This window comes from Streptomyces antnestii, assembly GCF_004005495.1.
GTDB lineage: Bacteria > Actinomycetota > Actinomycetes > Streptomycetales > Streptomycetaceae > Streptomyces > Streptomyces antnestii.
This window is the reverse complement of sequence record NZ_RZYA01000010.1, coordinates 147,888-167,017: the sequence shown is the minus strand read 5'-3', so window position 1 is coordinate 167,017 and position 19,130 is coordinate 147,888. Positions and strand designations below refer to the sequence as shown.

The following is a 19,130-nucleotide window of genomic DNA, read 5'->3' as shown; positions in this document are numbered from 1 at the left end:
ACGCTTACCGGTCGCTGACCGCCGCTGACCGCATCGCCCGGCCCTCCTCGAACGCCTTCTCGTACGTCTCCGGGGACAGCGCCTCACGGGCCCGCGCCGCTACGGGGGCGGTGTCCCGGTCCCCGGCGAGCGAGAGGCCGCGCAGCCCCGCACCGGCCCCCAGGAGAACGGCGGCCTCCCGCGGATCGTCCGCCACGGAGGCGAACGCCTCGGCCACGTCGGCGAGTTCGAGGGCGCGGGAGGGGCCGTCACAGAGCGCGCGGGCCTGCCCGAACCAGTCGTGGGCCTCCTCGGCCCCCGACACGGCGAGGGCGACGCGGCCCAGGCCGATCAGGGTCCGTACGGTCTCGCCGACGCTGAACCAGTTCGCGGCGCACAGTTCGAGAGCCGCCTCGTAGTGCGCGCGGGCCCGCTCCGTGTCCCCGCCGGCGCGGGCCACGTCGCCGAGCCCGCGCCACGCGCTCGCCACCTTGTCGGGGACGGCTGCCGCGCGGGCCATCGCGGCCGACCGGGTGAAGTGGTCGGCGGCGTCCCGGAGTTGGTCCTGATGCAGGAGCACGTACGCGCGGCGGTGCAGCAAGTCGGCCGTCTCCTCCGGGGCTTCGAGCGCGGCCACGTGCGTGAGGCCCTCGTCGAGGAGTGCGAGGGCCCGCTCCCGCTCACCGCGCCAGTCGGCGAACATGCCCAGCGGATCGAGGCAGTTGGCCATGCCCCAGCGGTCCCCGGTCGCCCGGAACCCGTCGAGGGCGCGCGCGAAAAGCTCCTCGGAGGCGTCGGGGCGGCCCGCGAAGAACTCCTGGAAGCCGAGGCCCACATCGAGCAGCGCGAGCCCCCACGGCGCCTCCCCGACCTGCCGGCGCACCCGCTCCTTCACGGCGTGCTGCGGGCCGTGCGCCACCGACCACAGGACGACCACGAACGGCCGCCGCAGCGCGTGGTCCAGACGGGCGAGCACGGCCTCCGCGCGGGCCAGACGCGCCGGTTCGGCCGGGTCGTTCCCGTCGCCCGCGACCGTGTTGATCACACACAGGACGTACTCCTCCGCCATCCCCTCCGGCGGCTCGTCCCCGAGCGCGGCGAGCAGTTCGCGCGCCAGTGGCACGTGCTCGCCGTGCAGCCCCCGCAGCCGCCAGAACCACGACAGGTCCGCCATGAGCCGCAGCCCGGCGCGCGCGTCCGTGCGCACGAGATGGCGCAGGGCCGCCGACAGGTCGTCCCGCTCCGCCCAGAGGCCGGCCAGCCACGGCAGTTGCCCGCCCCCGCGCAGATGCGGCTCCGCCTCGGCGGCCAGCGCCCGGAAGTACGCGGCGTGCGCGTCCCGCAGCCGGGACACCTCGCCCTCACCGGCCAGCCGCTCCGCACAGAACGCGCGGATCGTCTGGAGCATCCGGTAACGCCCGTCGGCCGCCTCCAGGAACGACTTCTCCGTGAGCGAGGCCAGCAGGTCCTCCGGGTACGGCACCCCGCACACCGCCCCGACCGCGGCGAGGGTCGCGCCCCCGGACGACCCTCCGGAGAACACGGCCATCCGTCGCGCGAGTTCCCGCTCCTCGTCCTTGAGGAGTTCCCAGCTCCACTCGACGACCGCGCGCAGCGTGCGGTGCCGGGGCGCCTTGGTGCGGTCGCCCCGGGACAGCAGCCTGAAGCGGTCGTCCAGGCGGGCGGCGAGCTCGTCGACGGTGAGGGTGCGCAGCCTGGCGGCGGCGAGTTCGATGGCGAGCGGCAACCCGTCGAGCGCCTCACAGATCCCGCGGACGGCCTCCACGCGCGCGTGCAGATCGGCATCGGGCCGTACGGCGGCGGCCCGGTCCATGAACAGGCGTGCGGCGGGACCGGCCGCGAGCGGGGGCACCGGGCACAGCGCCTCACCGGTGATGCCGAGCGCCTCCCGGCTCGTGGCGAGGATCCGCAGCCCCGGACAGGCGCCGAGCAGCAGGCCCGCGGTGCGGGCCGCGTCGTCCACGACGTGCTCGCAGTTGTCGAGCACGAGCAGCACCTCCCGCTCCTGCAGCGCGTCGATCAGGCGGCCCACCGGATCCCCCTGAGGCCCGCGGAATCCCCCGCGCACCCCGAGCGCCGCGAGGAGCGCGTACGGCAGCTGCTCACCGTCGGCGAGCGGCGCGAGCTCGGCCCAGCACACCCCGGGCCGGTCCCGCGCGGCCTCGGCGGCGAGCCGCGTCTTGCCCGCGCCGCCGGGCCCGGTCAGCGTCACGAGCCGGGATCCGGCGAGCAGCGCACCGATCCGGGAGAGCTCGTCGGTCCGGCCGACGAACCGCGTCAGCTGGGCGGGAACGCCTCGCCCGCGCGCGGGTTCCCGCCCCCGCAGGAGTTCGAGGTGCAGCGCCGAGAGCTCCGCCGACGGGTCGGCCCCCAGCTCGTCGGCGAGGACGCGCCGCACCTCCTCGTACACGGCGAGCGCCTCCGCGGGCCGCCCGCCCGCGTGGAGGGCGCGCATCAGCTGACCGTAGAGGCGTTCGCTCAGGGGGTGCGCGGCGATCAGGTCCCGCAGTTCGGGGACGAGGCCGGCCCCGGAGCCGAGGGCGAGTTCCGCTTCGATTCGGGTCTGTGCGGCGGTGAGCCTGACCTCTTTGAGATGGCTGCCGAAAGCGGCCGGGAGGTCGGCGAGCGCGGGACCGCGCCACAGCCCCAGCGCCTCGTGGAGGAGGGCGGAGGCGCGCGCGGGGTCCCCGGCGGTGAGCGCCTGCCCGCCCTGGGCGGCCAGCCGCTCGAAACGGTGCACGTCCACGTCGTCGGGCCCGACGGCCAGGCGGTAGCCGGCCGGGATCGCACCGATGTCCAGGGAGAGCCGCTTGCGCAGCCGCGAGACCTGCGACTGCAGCGCGTTCGCCGCACCGGCCGGGGGCGCTTCCCCGTACAGGCCGTCGATGAGGCGCTCGGCCGGGACGGTGCGGCCCGCCTCCAGGAGCAGCAGCGTGAGCAGCGCGCGCGGACGCGGACCGCCGGGGTCCAGGGGCGTGCCGTCGGGGGCGCGTACGTCGAGGGGGCCGAGGATGCCGAAGCGCATTGGGCAGATTGTGGCAGGGGTTACACGCGGCCCTCCATAAAACGGCCGGGCACAAAGCGGCTGGGCATAAAAAAGACCGGCCCCCGAAGGGACCGGTCTTCTAAGCAACCAGCTAGGTGGCCGCGCTACGCGTTACGTCAGCGCGAGACCTTGCCGGCCTTGATGCACGAGGTGCAGACGTTGAGGCGCTTCGGCGTCCGACCGACCACTGCACGCACACGCTGGATGTTCGGGTTCCAGCGACGGGACGTACGGCGGTGCGAGTGCGAAATGTTGTTGCCGAAGCTCGGCCCCTTGCCACAGACGTCGCAGTTGGCAGCCACGGGTCACTCCAAGACTTCAGATGCACTTACGGTTGATCCCGGCATGCCGGGATCGGATCGGAGGATCTGAGTGGCGGTGCCAGGGGAAGGCCCGATGGATATCGGGCAACCGGAGCAGCATACAACGGCTGCTTCGGTTCAACGAAACTACCATGGCTGCCCCGGCCATCGCCCCCGGCCCTCTTCCGGAGGGGCCCCCACCGAGGTCTACGCTGCGATGCCAGTCCGGCTGTTCAAGGAGGCTGCAGGTGCCGCAGGTGCTCGACGTCCACGCGGTGCGCGCCTGGTGCGCACTGGCCCTGGAGGCGCTCGGGCGGGACCGCGAGGAGATCGACGCGATCAACGTCTATCCCGTCGCGGACGGGGATACCGGCACGAATCTCTATCTGACCGTCGAGTCCGCCGTGCAGGCCGTGGAAGCGGTCTTCACGGGCCACGAGCCCGCACCTCCCGCCCTCCCCGACGTCGTGCACGCGATGGCCCACGGAGCCCTCATAGGAGCCCGCGGAAACTCCGGGACGATCCTCGCGCAGCTCCTTCGCGGCATGGCCCAGGTGCTCGCGGCCGAAGCGGGCGAAGCGGGTGAAGGGGGCGGCGCCGGTGGCGCGGGCGGCGTCGGCGGTGAGGCGGATCACAGCGGAAGCGCCGACGGGAACAGCCTGCGCCTCGCGCTGCGCCGGGCCGCCGAGTCCGCCCGGGAGGCGGTCGCGCACCCCGTGGAGGGCACGGTCCTGACGGTGGCCGCCGCTGCCGCCGACGCGGCGGAGGCTGCCGGGGGCCCGGCCGGCGACTGCGGAACCGTGGCCCGCGCCGCGTACGACGGCGCCCTCGTGGCCCTCGACGCGACGCCGGGACAGCTCGCGGTCCTCGGGCGCGCGGGCGTCGTGGACGCGGGCGGGCGCGGGCTCGTCGACGTCCTCGGCGCGCTGACCCAGGCGCTCTCGGGCTCCCCGGTGCCGCCGGCGGGCGGCCGGGGCGTGCACCACGCGCGCGTGGCGGTCGACCTGCCGCTGGACTGCACCGAGGGCGAGGGCCCCGCCTTCGAGGTCATCTACCTCCTGGAAGCCGACGACGAGGATGTCGCCCGGCTGCGGACCCGGCTCGACGGCCTCGGCGACTCCCTCGTCGTCGTCGGCGGCGACGGCCTGTGGAACGTCCATGTGCACGTCGACGACGCGGGCGCCGCCGTCGAGGCGGGCGTCGAGGCCGGCCGCCCGTACCGCATCCGCATCACCCACTTCGCCGCCGGCGACGCCCACACGAGCCATGCCGTGTCCGCGCCCACCGGGGAACGCGCCCAGCGCGCCATCGTCGCCGTGGTCCCCGGCGAGGGGCTCGCCGGGCTCTACGGCGAGGCCGGCGCCACCGTCGTACCGGAGCGGCCCGGCGAGGCGCCCGGCAGCGGAGAGCTGGTCGAGGCGATCCGGCGGGCGCACGCGCGCGAGGTGGTGCTCCTGCCGAACGACGCCGAGCTGCGCCACACCGCCGCCGCCGCGGCCGAGCAGGCCCGCACCGAGGGCGTGCGGGTCGCCCTGATCCCCACCCGGTCCGCCGTCCAGGGCATCGCCGCGCTCGCCGTCCACGAACCGGAGCGCCGCTTCGACGAGGACGTCGTCGCGATGACGTCGGCCGCGGGCGCGACCCGCTACGCCGAACTCGCCGTCGCCGAACGGCAGTCGTGGACCATGGCCGGCATCTGCCAGGCCGGTGACGTCCTCGGCCTCATCGACGGGGACGTCGCCGTGATCGGCGACGAGGTGGCGCACACGGCCCGTACGACCCTCGACAGGATGCTGGCCGCGGGCGGCGAGATGGTCACCCTCGTCCTCGGCGACGCCGTGCCCGACGAGGTCGCCGACCAGCTCGAACGGCACGTACGCGAGACGTATCTGGCCGTCGACACCGTGGTCTACCGCGGCGGACGGAACTCGGCGCTCATGCTGATCGGCGTGGAGTAGCCCCCGCGTCGCCCCCTTTGTCAGTGGGGTGGTGTGCAATGGATCTCGTGCCCGCGCTCGAAGAACCGCTGAAGAAAGCGCTCGGTCCCGCCACCGCGAAGGTGATGGCCGAGCACCTAGGCCTGCACACGGTCGGTGACCTGCTCCACCACTATCCGCGCAGATACGCGGAGCGCGGCGAGCTCACCCGCCTCGCCGACCTGCCGCTCGACGAGCACGTCACCGTGGTCGCCCAGGTCGCGACCGCCCGCATCCTGAAGTTCAACGGAGGCACCGGCCAGCGCCTCGAAGTGACCATCACGGACGGCAGCGGCCAGCTCCAGCTGGTCTTCTTCGGCCGCGGCATCCACAAGCCGCACAAGGACCTGCTGCCCGGGACGCGCGCGATGTTCGCGGGCAAGGCCTCCGTCTTCAACCGCAAGATGCAGCTCGCCCACCCGGCGTACGAGCTGCTGCGGGCCGACGCCCTGGACGCGGGCGAGGCCGACGAGGCGATCGGCTCCTGGGCCGGCGCCCTCATCCCGATCTACCCGGCCACCGCCAAGCTGGAGTCCTGGAAGATCGCCAAGGCGGTCGACATGGTGCTGCCCAGTGCCCAGGAGGCCCTCGACCCCCTGCCGGACTCCCTGCGTGAGGGCCGCGGCCTCGTCCCGCTGCCCGAAGCACTCCTGAAGGTCCACCGGCCCCACACGAAGGCGGACGTCGCCGACGCCCGGGCCCGCCTCAAGTGGGACGAGGCGTTCGTCCTCCAAGTCGCCCTCGCCAGGCGGAGGTTCGCCGACGCGCAGCTGCCCGCCGTGGCCCGCGTCCCCCGGCCGGACGGCCTGCTCACGGCCTTCGACAAGAAGCTCCCGTTCACCCTCACCGACGGCCAGGAGAAGGTCTCCAAGGAGATCTTCGACGACCTGGCCACCGAGCACCCGATGCACCGGCTGCTCCAGGGAGAGGTGGGCAGTGGCAAGACGATGGTCGCCCTGCGCGCCATGCTCGCCGTCGTCGACGCGGGCGGACAGGCCGCGATGCTCGCGCCCACCGAGGTCCTCGCCCAGCAGCACCACCGGTCCGTCACCGAGATGATGGGCGAGCTCGCCGAGGGCGGCATGCTCGGCGGCGCGGAGCACTCCACCAAGGTCGTCCTGCTCACCGGCTCCATGGGCGTCGCGGCCCGCCGCCAGGCGCTTCTCGACCTGGTCACGGGCGACGCGGGCATCGTCATCGGCACCCACGCCCTGATCGAGGACAAGGTCCAGTTCCACGACCTGGGCCTGGTCGTCGTCGACGAGCAGCACCGCTTCGGCGTCGAGCAGCGCGACGCCCTGCGCGGCAAGGGCAAGCAGCCGCCGCACCTGCTGGTCATGACGGCCACCCCCATCCCCCGTACGGTCGCGATGACGGTCTTCGGCGACCTGGAGACCTCCGTCCTCGACCAGCTGCCCGCCGGGCGCTCGCCGATCGCCACCCATGTCGTGCCCGCCGCCGACAAGCCGCACTTCCTCGCGCGCGCCTGGGAGCGCGTGCGCGAGGAGGTGGAGAGCGGGCACCAGGCGTACGTCGTCTGCCCCCGCATCGGGGACGACCAGGACGAGAGCGCCAAGAAGGGCAAGAAGAAGTCCGCCGAGGACGAGGCCGAGAAGCGGCCCCCGCTCGCCGTCCTCGACGTCGCCGAGGAGCTCGCCCACGGCGCGCTCCGGGGACTGAAGGTCGAGGTCCTGCACGGACGGATGCAGCCCGACGACAAGGACGCCGTGATGCGCCGCTTCGCCGCGGGCGAGACGGACGTCCTGGTCGCGACCACGGTCATCGAGGTCGGGGTGAACGTGCCGAACGCCACCGCCATGGTGATCATGGACGCCGACCGCTTCGGCGTCTCCCAGCTCCACCAGCTGCGCGGCCGCGTCGGCCGTGGCGCGGCGCCCGGCCTGTGCCTCCTCGTCAGCGAGATGCCGGAGGCCAGTCCGGCCCGCGCCCGCCTCGGCGCCGTCGCCGCCACGCTCGACGGGTTCGAGCTCTCCCGTATCGACCTGGAGCAGCGCCGCGAGGGCGACGTGCTCGGCCAGGCCCAGTCCGGCGTCCGCTCCTCCCTGCGCATGCTGGCCGTCATCGAGGACGAGGAGATCATCGCCGAGGCCCGCGAGGAGGCCACCAAGGTCGTACGGGCCGATCCGGATCTGGAGCACCTGCCGGGCCTGCGCACGGCCCTCGACGCGCTCCTCGACGAGGAACGCGAGCAGTACCTCGACAAGGGCTGAGGGCAAGGTACGGCGAGAGGTGGGGCAGGATCCGGGCAAGGGCTGGCACGCCGCGCCCCGGCGAGGGCTGACAAACTGGAGGTCGTCAGCCCCTTCCCCCTCCCTCGCCCTCCCTCTTCTCCCTCTAGGACTCAGATGACCCGCGTGATCGCCGGCCGGGCCGGCGGACGTCGCCTGTCCGTCCCGCCGGGCAACGGCACCCGTCCCACGTCCGACCGGGCGCGCGAAGCCCTGTTCTCCACCTGGCAGTCGCTGCTCGGCGGCGCCCCCCTGGACGGCGAGCGCGTGCTCGACCTGTACGGCGGCTCGGGCGCCGTGGGCCTGGAGGCGCTGTCACGCGGTGCCGCTCACGCGCTCCTCGTCGAGGCCGACGCCAAAGCGGTCCGCACCATCCGCGAGAACGTGAAGTCCCTCGGTCTGCCGGGCGCGGAGGTCAGAGCGGGCAAAGCGGAACAGATCGTCCGGGGTTCGGCCCCGTCCACCCCCTACGACCTGGTCTTTCTCGACCCGCCGTACGCCGTCTCCGACGACGATCTTCGGGAGATTCTGCTCACACTCGCCGCCGGGGGCTGGCTCGCGGACGAAGCGCTCGTCACCGTGGAGCGCAGCACCAGGGGCGGTGTCTTCGCCTGGCCGGACGGTTTCGAGGCCCTGAGGTCCCGTCGTTACGGCGAGGGAACGTTTTGGTACGGTCGCGCCGCCCTGAAGAGCACCGTCACGTGCGAGGAAGCACCGTGACCGGACCGGAGAGCGAGGGACTCACGTTGCGCCGCGCCGTCTGTCCGGGGTCGTTCGACCCCATCACCAATGGCCACCTCGACATCATCGGCCGAGCGTCCAAGCTGTACGACGTCGTGCACGTCGCGGTGATGATCAACCAGTCGAAGCAGGGCCTCTTCTCGATCGAGGAGCGCATCGAGCTGATCCGCGAGGTCACCGCCGAGTTCGGCAACGTGGAGGTCGAGTCGTTCCACGGACTGCTCGTCGACTTCTGCAAGCAGCGCGACATCCCGGCCATCGTGAAGGGCCTGCGCGCCGTCAGCGACTTCGACTACGAGCTGCAGATGGCCCAGATGAACAACGGGCTCACGGGGGTGGAGACCCTCTTCGTCCCCACCAATCCCACCTACAGCTTCCTGTCCTCCTCCCTGGTCAAGGAGGTCGCGGCCTGGGGCGGCGACGTCTCCCACCTGGTGCCGCCGGCGGTCTTCGCGAAGCTCACCGAGCGCCTCCCCAAGAAGTGACACTCGGGCGCCAGTTGGCCGTACAGTCGCCTTGTCCGTCTCCAACACCCCTGTAGAGAGTGGCGAGCACACGGTGGACGTGCAACAGAAGCTCGACGAGATCGTCGCCGCGGTCGGCAATGCCCGGTCCATGCCCATGTCGGCCTCGTGCGTGGTCAACCGCGCCGACCTGCTCGCCATGCTCGAAGAGGTGCGCCAGGCACTGCCCGGCTCCCTGGCCCAGGCCCAGGAGCTCATCGGCGGCCGCGAGCAGATGGTCGAGCAGGCCCGTCAGGAGGCCGAGCGGATCATCGAGACCGCGCACGCCGAGCGCGGTTCGCTGATCTCCGACACCGAGGTCGCGCGCCGCTCCCAGGACGAGGGGGAGCGGATCCTCGCCGAGGCGCGCAAGGAGGCCGAGGAGATCCGCGCGGAGGCCGACGACTACGTCGACTCCAAGCTCGCCAACTTCGAGGTCGTCCTCACCAAGACCCTCGGCTCCGTGGGCCGCGGCCGCGAGAAGCTCCTCGGCACCGGCCCGGGCGTCGACGACCAGGGCTACGAGGACGAGGACGCCCCCGAGCGCAGCCACGACCCCGAGACCCTGCGCCGCGACGCCGACACCTACGTGGACGCCAAGCTCGGCGCCTTCGAGGCGGTCCTCGCCAAGACCCTGGAGGCGGTCGGCAAGGGCCGGTACACGCTCCAGGGCCGCGTCGCCAGCGACGAACTCGGCACCCTCGGCGAGGACGGCACGGGCGGTCAGCACACGAGCGACGCCGACTACCTCGCCGGGCTCGCGGAGATCGGCAACGCCCCGGCGGAGCCGGACCGCGAGGCCCTCCGCACCCCGCAGATCCCGGCCCAGCAGCCGGTGTACGCGCAGGCGCAGGACCCGCAGCAGGACCTGTACGCCGGGTACCAGCAGCCGCAGCAGACGCAGCAGCCCTACGGTCAGCAGGACCCGTACGCGGCGTACCAGCAGGACCCGTACGCGTACCAGCAGCAGGATCCGTACGCCTACCAGCAGCAGGGCTACGAGCAGGCCCAGGCGGGGTACGGGCAGCCGCAGGCGCAGCCCGGGCCGGCGGCGCTCGAGGAGACCAGCCTCTTCGACACGGGCATGATCAGCGCCGAGCAGCTGAGGCAGTACGAACAGGGTCGCTGACACCGGATTGGGCCGTGAGCGAAAGGTCCAGTATCCTGGCTCTTCGGTCGCGTGTACGCCCGCGATCACAGCTGCCCGGATCATGTCGGGGCAGCCCCCTTGAGCAAATTGAGCTTCGAAGACCGAAAGCAGGACCAGCCCTGAGTACGCACCTCGACCACCGCAACCCTCTCGTGTTCGATACGCACGAGCTGGGACGGCGTCCTGGTGCCCAGCAGCGGCTGACCCGCACGGTCGACGCCCCCGTGGACTTCGGTATCGAAGGGGTCGTCGGAGTGCCGGAAGGCGCACCGGTGGAGCTCGACATCCGTCTCGAGTCGGTCATGGAAGGTGTGCTTGTCACAGGCACCGCCCGTGCATCGGCGAAGGGGGAGTGCGTAAGGTGTCTGGAGCCGCTCGGCCTCGAGGTCGACGCGGACTTCCAGGAGATGTTCTCGTACCCTGACGCCGACGACCGGGGCCGCTCTGCGGAACCGGCCGACGACGCCGAGGAAGACGAGGACAGGCTCTTTCTCGAGGACGGCTTGTTCGACCTCGAGTCTGTGCTGCGTGATGCGGTGGTGCTCGCACTGCCGATGCAGCCGGTGTGCCAGGAAGACTGCCCGGGTCTGTGCTCCCAGTGTGGAGCGCGGCTCGCGGACGACCCGGACCACCACCACGACGCCGTCGACATCCGTTGGGCGGCACTGCAGGGACTCGCCGGGACCATCCAGGACGGCGAGAAGGACGAGATGAGCGGCGCCGAAGCTGGCGTCGACGAGAAGCAGGAGAAGTAGCCGTGGCTGTTCCGAAGCGGAAGATGTCGCGCAGCAACACGCGCCACCGCCGGTCGCAGTGGAAGGCTGCGGTCACCCCCCTGGTTTCGTGTGAGCGTTGCCAGGAGCCGAAGCAGCAGCACATCGCGTGCCCGAGCTGCGGCACCTACAACAAGCGCCAGGTCCTCGAGGTCTGAGCGGCTGGTGAGAGGCGCAATGTCTGAGTCGAACAAGACGGACAATGCCTCGTCCCACACGCTTCTGGAAGGGCGGCTCGGGTACAAGCTCGAGTCCGCCCTTCTGGTGCGTGCACTGACCCACCGTTCGTACGCGTACGAGAACGGCGGTCTGCCGACGAACGAGCGGCTCGAGTTCCTCGGGGACTCGGTGCTCGGCCTCGTCGTCACGGACACGCTGTACACCACCCACCCCGACCTGCCCGAAGGCCAGCTGGCCAAGTTGCGGGCCGCGGTGGTCAACTCGCGTGCACTGGCGGAGGTCAGCCGTGGGCTCGACCTGGGTTCCTTCATCCGGCTCGGCCGGGGCGAAGAGGGCACGGGCGGCCGGGACAAGGCGTCCATCCTCGCCGACACCCTTGAAGCGGTGATCGGTGCGGTCTATCTCGACCAGGGTCTGGACGCGGCGGGCGAACTCGTCCACCGTCTCTTCGATCCCCTGATCGAGAAGTCCTCGAATCTGGGTGCGGGCCTGGACTGGAAGACCAGTCTCCAGGAACTCACCGCGACCGAGGGACTCGGTGTTCCCGAGTACCTGGTCTCGGAGACCGGCCCCGACCACGAGAAGACCTTTACTGCTGCCGCCCGCGTCGGAGGCGTCTCGTACGGCACCGGCACCGGCCGCAGCAAGAAGGAAGCGGAGCAGCAGGCCGCCGAGTCGGCATGGCGCGAGATTCGCGCCGCCGCCGACGAGCGTGCCAAGGCGGACCAGGCGGCGGACGCCGCCCCGGCCACCTTGGCGGCCGAGGGGAACGCCGACTCCCCCTCGGCGTCGGCCTGACGCCCGCATCCGAACTGTCCGGTGCCGGCCGTCCCTCGGGACGGCCGGCACCGTTCGTTTCGCAACAGAGAGCTTTCCGGAGGAGTCACCGTGCCCGAGCTGCCCGAGGTCGAGGTCGTACGGCGCGGACTCGAACGCTGGGTCGCCCACCGCACCGTCGCCGACGTCGAGGTCCTGCACCCGCGCGCCGTGCGCCGGCACATAGCGGGCGGCGAGGACTTCGCGCACCGCCTCAAGGGGCAGCGCTTCGGCGTACCCGAGCGGCGCGGGAAGTATCTGTGGCTGCCGCTGGAGCCGACCGGCGGCGCCGTCCTCGCCCACCTGGGCATGAGCGGACAGCTGCTCGTCCAGCCGGCCGAGGCCCCCGACGAGAAGCACCTGCGCATCCGGGTCCGCTTCGCCGACGCGCTCGGCACGGAGCTGCGCTTCATCGACCAGCGCACCTTCGGCGGCCTCTCGCTGCACGAGACGGGCCCCGACGGACTGCCGGACGTCATCGCGCACATCGCACGCGACCCGCTGGACCCGAAGTTCGACGACGCCGCCTTCCACGAGGCGCTGCGCCGACGCCGTACGACCATCAAGCGGGCCCTGCTCGACCAGTCGCTGATCAGCGGGGTCGGCAACATCTACGCGGACGAGGCGCTCTGGCGTTCGCGGCTGCACTACGAGCGGCCGACCACCGGCTTCACCCGCCCCCGCACCGCCGAACTCCTCGGCCATGTACGGGACGTGATGAACGCGGCCCTCGCCGTCGGCGGCACCAGCTTCGACAGCCTGTACGTGAACGTGAACGGCGAGTCCGGCTACTTCGACCGCTCCCTCGACGCCTACGGGCGCGAGGGCGAGCCGTGCCGGCGCTGCGGGACGACCATCCGCCGGCGCCCGTGGATGAACCGCTCCAGCTACTTCTGCCCGCGCTGTCAGCGCCCGCCGCGCGCCCCGGCCGCCGTGTCGTAACGGGCGCGGGCCGCGAGCACGTCGTCCATCCGTCCCTCGACGAACCGGATGAGGGCGAGGAGCCGGTCGGCGACCTCGCGCCCGAGCGGCGTCAACTCGTAGTCCACGCGCGGGGGGTTGGTCGGCTGCGCCTCGCGGTGCACCAGGCCGTCCCGCTCCAGCGCGTGCAGGGTCTGGGACAGCATCCTCTCGCTGACGCCGTCCACGCGCCGCCGCAGTTCGTTGAAGCGGCAGCCGCCCTCGTGCAGCGCGCCGAGCGTGAGCGACCCCCAGCGCCCCGTCACATGCTCAAGCGTGCCGCGGGACGGGCACGCGCGGGAGAACACGTCGTACGCGAGGTCGCCGGCGGTCGATTCCATGCCGTCACCCTACTCCGGCACAGCGCGAACCTCCGGCTTGCGCTAACTGATGGTTAGCGCAAGCCGGAGGTTCGCGAGGGTCAGAAGCCGAAGTCCTGCGTCCACCACGGGCCGCCCGACCCGAAGTGCACGCCGATGCCGATCGTCTTGTAGCTGCAGTTGAGGATGTTGGCGCGGTGGCCGGCGCTGTTCATCCAGGCGTTCATGACGGCCTTGGCGTCGGCCTGGCCCCGGGCGATGTTCTCGCCGCCCAGATCCGTGATGCCGGCCTTCTTCGCGCGGTCCCAGGGGGTCTTCCCGTCCGGGTCGGTGTGGTCGAAGAAGCCGCGTGCCGCCATGTCGTCGCTGAAGTTCTCGGCGAGATTGCCGAGACCGCCGTTGGCGGTCACCGGGGTGCAGCCCACCTTGGCCCGCTCCTGGTTGACCAGCGCGAGCACCTGGGACTCGGCCGCCGCCTCGGAGGACAGGGCCCGCAGGCTCGGCACCGCGGGCTTCGGCCGTGCGGTGGCGGTCCGCGACGGGGCGGCGGTCTTGGGAGACGTCGCCGCGCCGCCGGAACCGGAACGCGAAGCGGAAGCCGATGACTTGCTCGGCGACGGCTTCTTCGAAGGCGTCTTGGCGGGCGCCTTCGACGGGGTCTTCGAGGGAGTCTTCGAGGGAGTCGCCGACGGCTTCGACCGAGATTGCGAAGGCGAAGCGGAAGGAGAAGCGGAGCGCGGTGTATCGGGGCTCGCGGACGACGGGGCACGGTCGGCACTGCCGTCCCTGCCGCCCTGCGTCTGCAGCCCCGAGGGGGAGCCGGCGGCGTGCGCCTTGTCGGTGCCGTGGCCGCCGAGCGAGTAGTTCTCCAGGCCGGGGAGCGCGCCGGAGGCGACGGCCACGACGCCCAGCGCCACGGCGACCGAGACCCCGAGGAGCCCCGCCCGCACGGGCCTGCCGACACGCTTCCTGCGCCGGTGTGAACCGCTGTCCTGACCGTCGGCCGGGGGGTGTGCGTCGCCGGCACCCGGGTTGCCCGAGTCCCCGAAAACCGCGTCGAACGCGGCTATTCCGTAGGGGTCGGCGGCGTGCGGGTCGTGCGCGCCGGTGTGCCCGGGCTCGTACGAGCCGTCGTGTCCGCCCGGTGTGCCGGTGGTGGTGTCCGTGGCCCGGCCGGTGGCGGCGCGGCCGGCGGCGGAGCGTCGGTGGCGTCCCATCTTGTGGCCTTCCTCGTCCTCGCTGTGGTCAATGCGACTCACTCGTACGAGTGAGGCTCATCGGTCCGCGACGGTACCCCAAGACGGAAGGGGGCGAATGCTCCGAGTGCGATCGGCCGGTTAGCGTGCACCCATGAACGAAGACGTACGACTCACCGCCTGGGTGCGCGGACGCGTCCAACGTGTGGGTTTTCGCTGGTTCACGCGTGCGAAGGCACTCGAGATCGGCGGCCTGAGTGGCTTTGCTCTCAATTTGGACGACGGACGGGTCCAGGTCGTCGCGGAGGGGCCGTCCGAGGGGTGTCAGGGACTCCTCGACTGGCTCCGCGACGGCGACACGCCCGGCAGGGTCGACGGAGTCACGGAGATCTGGGACACACCCCGCGGCGGATACGCCGACTTCGCGATCCGCTGAGAAGGGTCCGCAGGCCAGGACCGTGCGAGTGACACCTGGCATGCCCCTGGCAACCGCTCGGGGCAGGAATGACCTGGTGGTTGCCAATAAGGACTTGTCGTGGCAGGCTCGCGAAGTAAGGATGATCTCCACGCCCCCAGGGGCCCGAAGTGAGGCCGCGCCGGACCGTTCACGGCGCCGCGCCCCCGGGTTTACCCACGGATACGGGGTGTGATCGTGTTGACCGTCAAACTTTTTGGTGAGACTCTGGAAGCCCCGCGCACCTTAGCTGTTTGGCATGTATGAACGGCAGCAAGACAACGAGTGCCAGGCACCGCGGGTGCGAATCCCTCACGACCCACACCGCATAGGTCGGTCACTCATTGTGGAGGACCATCCATCATGGCAAAGGCGCTTCTCGGTTACGTCGGCGGCAGTGACCCGCGACTCCTCGCCGAGATGCGACGGCTCCAGCAGCGCGTCCAGGACCTCGAGTCCGAACTCGTTCGGATCCAGGCCGAGAACGACGCGCTCGCGGCTGCCGCTTCTCACGAATCGCTCCTGGAGAGCATCGACGTACCCCAGGCGGAGCCTGCGCTCACCTGACCACATCCATACACGACACCAGTGGTCAGGCAGCCCGATTCAATCAGCCGCTTGATCAGATTGCTCAGATCTGCAAGGGACGCTTCAGCGTCCCTTCTTTCTGACTTTCCGGCCTCTGCGCCGCTCTGTACAGCGCCCCCTCGGATGCCCCGTGCCCCGACGTGCTTCTTCACCGTCTGGTGTGCCCTGCACCCTCCTGGGTGAAACCGCGGGTTCATGGAGTGAGACACGCGCGGCGGGTAGAGTCCGGCGGCGTGCACCTCAAGGCTCTGACCCTGCGCGGGTTCAAATCGTTCGCCTCGGCCACCACGCTGCGGTTCGAGCCGGGCATCACCTGCGTCGTCGGCCCCAACGGTTCCGGCAAGTCCAATGTCGTGGACGCGCTCAGCTGGGTCATGGGCGAGCAGGGTGCCAAGTCGCTGCGCGGCGGCAAGATGGAGGACGTCATCTTCGCCGGCACGACCGGCCGCCCGCCACTCGGCCGCGCCGAGGTGTCCCTCACCATCGACAACTCCGACGGCGCGCTGCCCATCGAGTACGCCGAGGTCACCATCACGCGGATCATGTTCCGCAACGGTGGCAGCGAGTACCAGATCAACGGTGACACCTGCCGGCTGCTCGACATCCAGGAACTCCTCTCCGACTCCGGCATCGGCCGCGAGATGCACGTCATCGTCGGGCAGGGCCAGCTCGACTCCGTGCTGCACGCCGACCCGATGGGGCGCCGCGCCTTCATCGAGGAGGCGGCCGGCGTACTCAAGCACCGCAAGCGCAAGGAGAAGGCGCTGCGGAAGCTGGACGCGATGCAGGCCAACCTCGCGCGCGTGCAGGACCTGACGGACGAGTTGCGGCGGCAGTTGAAGCCGCTGGGGCGCCAGGCGGCCGTCGCGCGCCGGGCCGCCGTCATCCAGGCCGACCTCCGTGACGCACGCCTGCGGCTCCTCGCCGACGACCTCGTACGGATGCGGGGCGCGCTGCGCGCCGAGATCGAGGACGAGGCTGCGCTCAAGGAACGCAGGGACACCGCCGAGGCCGAGCTGAAGAGGGCACTCCAGCGCGAGGCGCTCCTGGAGGCCGAGGTGCGGCAGCTCAGCCCACGCCTGCAGCGCGCCCAGCAGACCTGGTACGAGCTGTCGCAGCTGGCCGAGCGCGTGCGCGGCACGGTCTCGCTGGCCGACGCGCGGGTCAAGAGCGCCACGTCCGCGCCCGCCGAGGAGCGGCGCGGCCGCGACCCCGAGGACATGGAGCGCGAGGCCGCCCGGATCCGCGAGCAGGAGGCCGAGTTGACGGCCGCGCTCGAAGCGGCCGAGCGGGCCCTCGACGACACCGTTGCCCACCGTGCCGATCTGGAAAGGGAGTTGGCCGCCGAGGAGCGCCGCCTCAAGGATGCCGCGCGGGCCATCGCCGACCGGCGCGAGGGCCTCGCCCGGCTCAACGGGCAGGTGAACGCGGCCCGTTCGCGGGCCGCCTCCGCGCAGGCCGAGATCGACCGGCTCGCCGCCGCGCGGGACGAGGCGCGGGAGCGTGCCGTCGCCGCGCAGGAGGAGTACGAGCAGCTCAAGGCGGAGGTCGACGGCCTCGACGCCGGGGACGCGGAGCTGGGCGAGCGGCACGACGCGGCCAGGTCCGCCCTCGCCGAAGCCGAGTCCGCGCTCACCTCCGCCCGGGAGGCCCTGACGTCCGCCGAGCGCAAGCGGGCAGCGGTGGCGGCCCGGCACGACGCCCTCGCGCTCGGGCTGCGCCGCAAGGACGGTACGGGCGCGCTGCTCGGCGCCCGCGACGCGCTGACCGGCGTCCTCGGCCCTGCGGCCGAACTGCTCTCCGTCACGCCCGGCTTCGAGGTCCCGGTCGCCGCGGCCTTCGGCGCCGCGGCCGACGCCGTCGCCGTCACCACCCCCGCCTCGGCCGCGGAGGCGATCCGCCTGCTGCGCAAGCAGGACGCGGGGCGCGCGGCGCTGCTGCTGGCCAGGGACGGGGCGGACCTCGCGCCGGACGACGCGCCGGAGAGCGACGGCCCGCCGCTCGCCGCCGATCTGGTGCGGGGCCCCGCCGAGCTGATGCCCGCGGTGCGGCGGCTGCTGCGCGGGATCGTGGTCGTGGGAACGCTTGAGGACGCCGAGGACCTGGTCTACGCGCGGCCCGAGCTGACCGCCGTCACCGCCGAGGGGGACCTGCTCGGCGCGCACTTCGCGCAGGGCGGATCGGCCGGCGCGCCCAGCCTCCTCGAAGTGCAGGCCTCCGTCGACGAGGCCGCCGCCGAACTGGCCGAACTCGGGGTGCGCTGCGAGGAGTTGACCGAGGCGCAGCACACCGCCGCCGCCCGGCGCGCCGAGGCCGCCGCGCTCGTGGAGGAGCTGGGGGAGCGGCGCCGGGCAGCCGACCGGGAGAAGTCGTCCGTCGCGCAGCAGCTCGGCCGGCTCTCCGGGCAGGCCCGTGGCGCCGCCGGAGAGGCCGAGCGCAGCGCCGCCGCGGCGGCCAAGGCGCAGGACGCCCTCGAGCAGGCCGTACAGGACGCCGAGGAGCTGGCCGAACGGCTCGCCGTCGCCGAGGAGATGCCGGCCGACGAGGAACCGGACACCTCCGTGCGCGACCGGCTCGCCGCCGACGGGGCCAACGCCCGCCAGACCGAGATGGAGGCCCGGCTCCAGGCGCGTACGCACGAGGAGCGGGTGAAGGGCCTTGCCGGGCGCGCCGATTCGCTGGACCGGGCGGCGCGTGCGGAGCGTGAGGCACGCGCGCGTGCCGAGCGGCAGCGCGCCCGGCTGCGCCACGAGGCGGCGGTGGCCGGGGCCGTCGCCGCCGGCGCCCGTCAGCTCCTCGCCCATGTGGAGGTCTCCGTCGGACGGGCCGAGCAGGAACGGGCGTCCGCCGAGAGCGCCAAGGCCGAGCGGGAGCGGGAGCTCGTCGCCGAGCGGGGCCGCGGCCGGGACCTGAAGGCGGAACTCGACAAGCTGACGGATTCGGTTCACCGGGGCGAGGTGCTCGGCGCCGAGAAGCGGCTGCGGATCGAGCAGCTGGAGGCGAAGGCGCTGGAGGAACTCGGCGTCGAACCGGCGGGGCTCGTGGCGGACTACGGGCCGCAGCAGCCCGTACCGCCCTCGCTGCCCGCCGAGGGCGAGGAACTGCCCGAAGACCCGGAACATCCGCGCAACCAGCCGCGCCCGTTCGTCCGGGTGGAGCAGGAGAAGCGCCTCAAGTCAGCCGAACGGGCGTATCAGCAGCTGGGAAAGGTGAATCCGCTCGCCCTGGAGGAGTTCGCCGCCCTGGAGGAGCGCCACAAGTTCCTCAGCGAGCAGCTCGAGGACCTGAAGAAGACGAGGAGCGACCTCCTTCAGGTGGTGAAGGAGGTCGACGAGCGCGTCGAGCAGGTCTTCACCGAGGCGTACCGGGACACGGCCCGCGAGTTCGAGGGGGTCTTCGGCAGGCTGTTCCCCGGTGGCGACGGCCGGCTGATCCTGACCGATCCCGACAACATGCTCACCACGGGAGTCGACGTGGAGGCCCGCCCTCCGGGCAAGAAGGTCAAGCGGCTCTCGTTGCTCTCCGGCGGCGAGCGCTCCCTGACCGCCGTGGCGCTGCTCGTCTCGATCTTCAAGGCGCGCCCCAGCCCCTTCTATGTGATGGACGAGGTCGAGGCCGCGCTCGACGACACCAACCTGCAGCGCCTCATCCGGATCATGCAGGAGCTCCAGGAGGCCTCGCAGCTCATCGTGATCACGCACCAGAAGCGCACGATGGAGGTCGCCGACGCGCTGTACGGGGTGTCGATGCAGGGCGACGGGGTGTCGAAGGTGATCAGCCAGCGGCTGCGCTAGCCGCGCGCGCCCAGAGTTCATTACTTGAATGAAGCTCGTCACCTGCGCGTCTATAAAGCCCTGCTACCCCCCTCTTGACTTC

The 19,130-nt window shown here is 72.0% G+C and carries 16 protein-coding genes; 12 read left to right on the top strand and 4 right to left on the bottom strand.

The window, feature by feature from the left end:
* Nucleotides 1-4: 4 nt before the first annotated feature.
* Nucleotides 5-3,025, bottom strand: a complete 3,021-nt coding sequence (locus tag EOT10_RS21840; RefSeq protein WP_127829967.1) for an AfsR/SARP family transcriptional regulator — start codon at nt 3,023-3,025, stop codon at nt 5-7.
* A 137-nt stretch (nt 3,026-3,162) separates the two neighbouring features.
* Nucleotides 3,163-3,348, bottom strand: a complete 186-nt coding sequence (gene rpmB, locus EOT10_RS21835) for a 50S ribosomal protein L28 (protein WP_003951095.1) — start codon at nt 3,346-3,348, stop codon at nt 3,163-3,165.
* 152 nt (nt 3,349-3,500) lie between these two features.
* Between rpmB and EOT10_RS21830 the strand changes: the two genes are divergently transcribed.
* The 9 genes from EOT10_RS21830 (at nt 3,501) to mutM (ending at nt 12,678) form a co-directional block, all read left to right on the top strand.
* Complete coding sequence (locus EOT10_RS21830) at nt 3,501-5,306, top strand: DAK2 domain-containing protein (RefSeq protein WP_127829966.1); 1,806 nt, start codon at nt 3,501-3,503, stop codon at nt 5,304-5,306.
* 38 nt (nt 5,307-5,344) lie between these two features.
* Entirely contained in the window at nt 5,345-7,555 is a 2,211-nt protein-coding gene (gene recG, locus EOT10_RS21825) for an ATP-dependent DNA helicase RecG (protein WP_127829965.1), read from the top strand.
* Nucleotides 7,556-7,690: 135 nt separating this feature from the next.
* A complete protein-coding gene (rsmD, locus tag EOT10_RS21820; RefSeq protein ID WP_127829964.1) occupies nt 7,691-8,293 on the top strand; it encodes a 16S rRNA (guanine(966)-N(2))-methyltransferase RsmD in 603 nt (200 codons plus the stop codon).
* 26 nt (nt 8,294-8,319) lie between these two features.
* Entirely contained in the window at nt 8,320-8,799 is a 480-nt protein-coding gene (gene coaD / locus EOT10_RS21815; protein ID WP_189491927.1) for a pantetheine-phosphate adenylyltransferase, read from the top strand.
* A gap of 73 nt (nt 8,800-8,872) precedes the next feature.
* Nucleotides 8,873-9,946, top strand: coding sequence for a F0F1 ATP synthase subunit B (locus tag EOT10_RS21810; protein ID WP_127830074.1), 1,074 nt, complete (start codon nt 8,873-8,875; stop codon nt 9,944-9,946).
* Nucleotides 9,947-10,086: 140 nt separating this feature from the next.
* A complete protein-coding gene (locus tag EOT10_RS21805) occupies nt 10,087-10,722 on the top strand; it encodes a YceD family protein (protein WP_189491924.1) in 636 nt (211 codons plus the stop codon).
* 2 nt (nt 10,723-10,724) lie between these two features.
* Nucleotides 10,725-10,898 carry a 50S ribosomal protein L32 gene (gene rpmF / locus EOT10_RS21800; RefSeq protein ID WP_030676011.1) on the top strand — a complete coding sequence of 58 codons (174 nt, stop codon included), beginning with the start codon at nt 10,725-10,727 and terminating at the stop codon, nt 10,896-10,898.
* A 19-nt stretch (nt 10,899-10,917) separates the two neighbouring features.
* On the top strand, nt 10,918-11,718 hold the full coding sequence (gene rnc, locus EOT10_RS21795) for a ribonuclease III (protein ID WP_127829962.1): 801 nt from the start codon (nt 10,918-10,920) through the stop codon (nt 11,716-11,718).
* Between the two features lie 90 nt (nt 11,719-11,808).
* A complete protein-coding gene (gene mutM, locus EOT10_RS21790) occupies nt 11,809-12,678 on the top strand; it encodes a bifunctional DNA-formamidopyrimidine glycosylase/DNA-(apurinic or apyrimidinic site) lyase (protein ID WP_127829961.1) in 870 nt (289 codons plus the stop codon).
* Here the strand turns inward: mutM and EOT10_RS21785 are convergent.
* Together EOT10_RS21785 and EOT10_RS21780 are read right to left on the bottom strand one after the other, a co-directional pair.
* Entirely contained in the window at nt 12,642-13,037 is a 396-nt protein-coding gene (locus EOT10_RS21785) for a winged helix-turn-helix transcriptional regulator (RefSeq protein WP_127829960.1), read from the bottom strand. The genes mutM and EOT10_RS21785 overlap by 37 nt on opposite strands.
* 80 nt (nt 13,038-13,117) lie before the next feature.
* Nucleotides 13,118-14,275 carry a CAP domain-containing protein gene (locus tag EOT10_RS21780; protein WP_317617358.1) on the bottom strand — a complete coding sequence of 386 codons (1,158 nt, stop codon included), beginning with the start codon at nt 14,273-14,275 and terminating at the stop codon, nt 13,118-13,120.
* Nucleotides 14,276-14,366: 91 nt separating this feature from the next.
* Here EOT10_RS21780 and EOT10_RS21775 point away from each other — a divergent pair, with 91 nt between their 5' ends.
* The 3 genes from EOT10_RS21775 to smc all read left to right on the top strand — a co-directional run bounded on the left by EOT10_RS21775 (nt 14,367) and on the right by smc (nt 19,048).
* The gene (locus EOT10_RS21775) at nt 14,367-14,648 is read left to right on the top strand and encodes an acylphosphatase (RefSeq protein ID WP_127829959.1); all 282 of its coding nucleotides are present in this window, start codon (nt 14,367-14,369) and stop codon (nt 14,646-14,648) included.
* Nucleotides 14,649-15,029: 381 nt separating this feature from the next.
* Nucleotides 15,030-15,233, top strand: a complete 204-nt coding sequence (locus tag EOT10_RS21770) for a hypothetical protein (protein ID WP_098245029.1) — start codon at nt 15,030-15,032, stop codon at nt 15,231-15,233.
* Nucleotides 15,234-15,487: 254 nt separating this feature from the next.
* On the top strand, nt 15,488-19,048 hold the full coding sequence (gene smc / locus EOT10_RS21760; RefSeq protein WP_127829958.1) for a chromosome segregation protein SMC: 3,561 nt from the start codon (nt 15,488-15,490) through the stop codon (nt 19,046-19,048).
* The last annotated feature ends 82 nt before the right edge of the window (nt 19,049-19,130 follow it).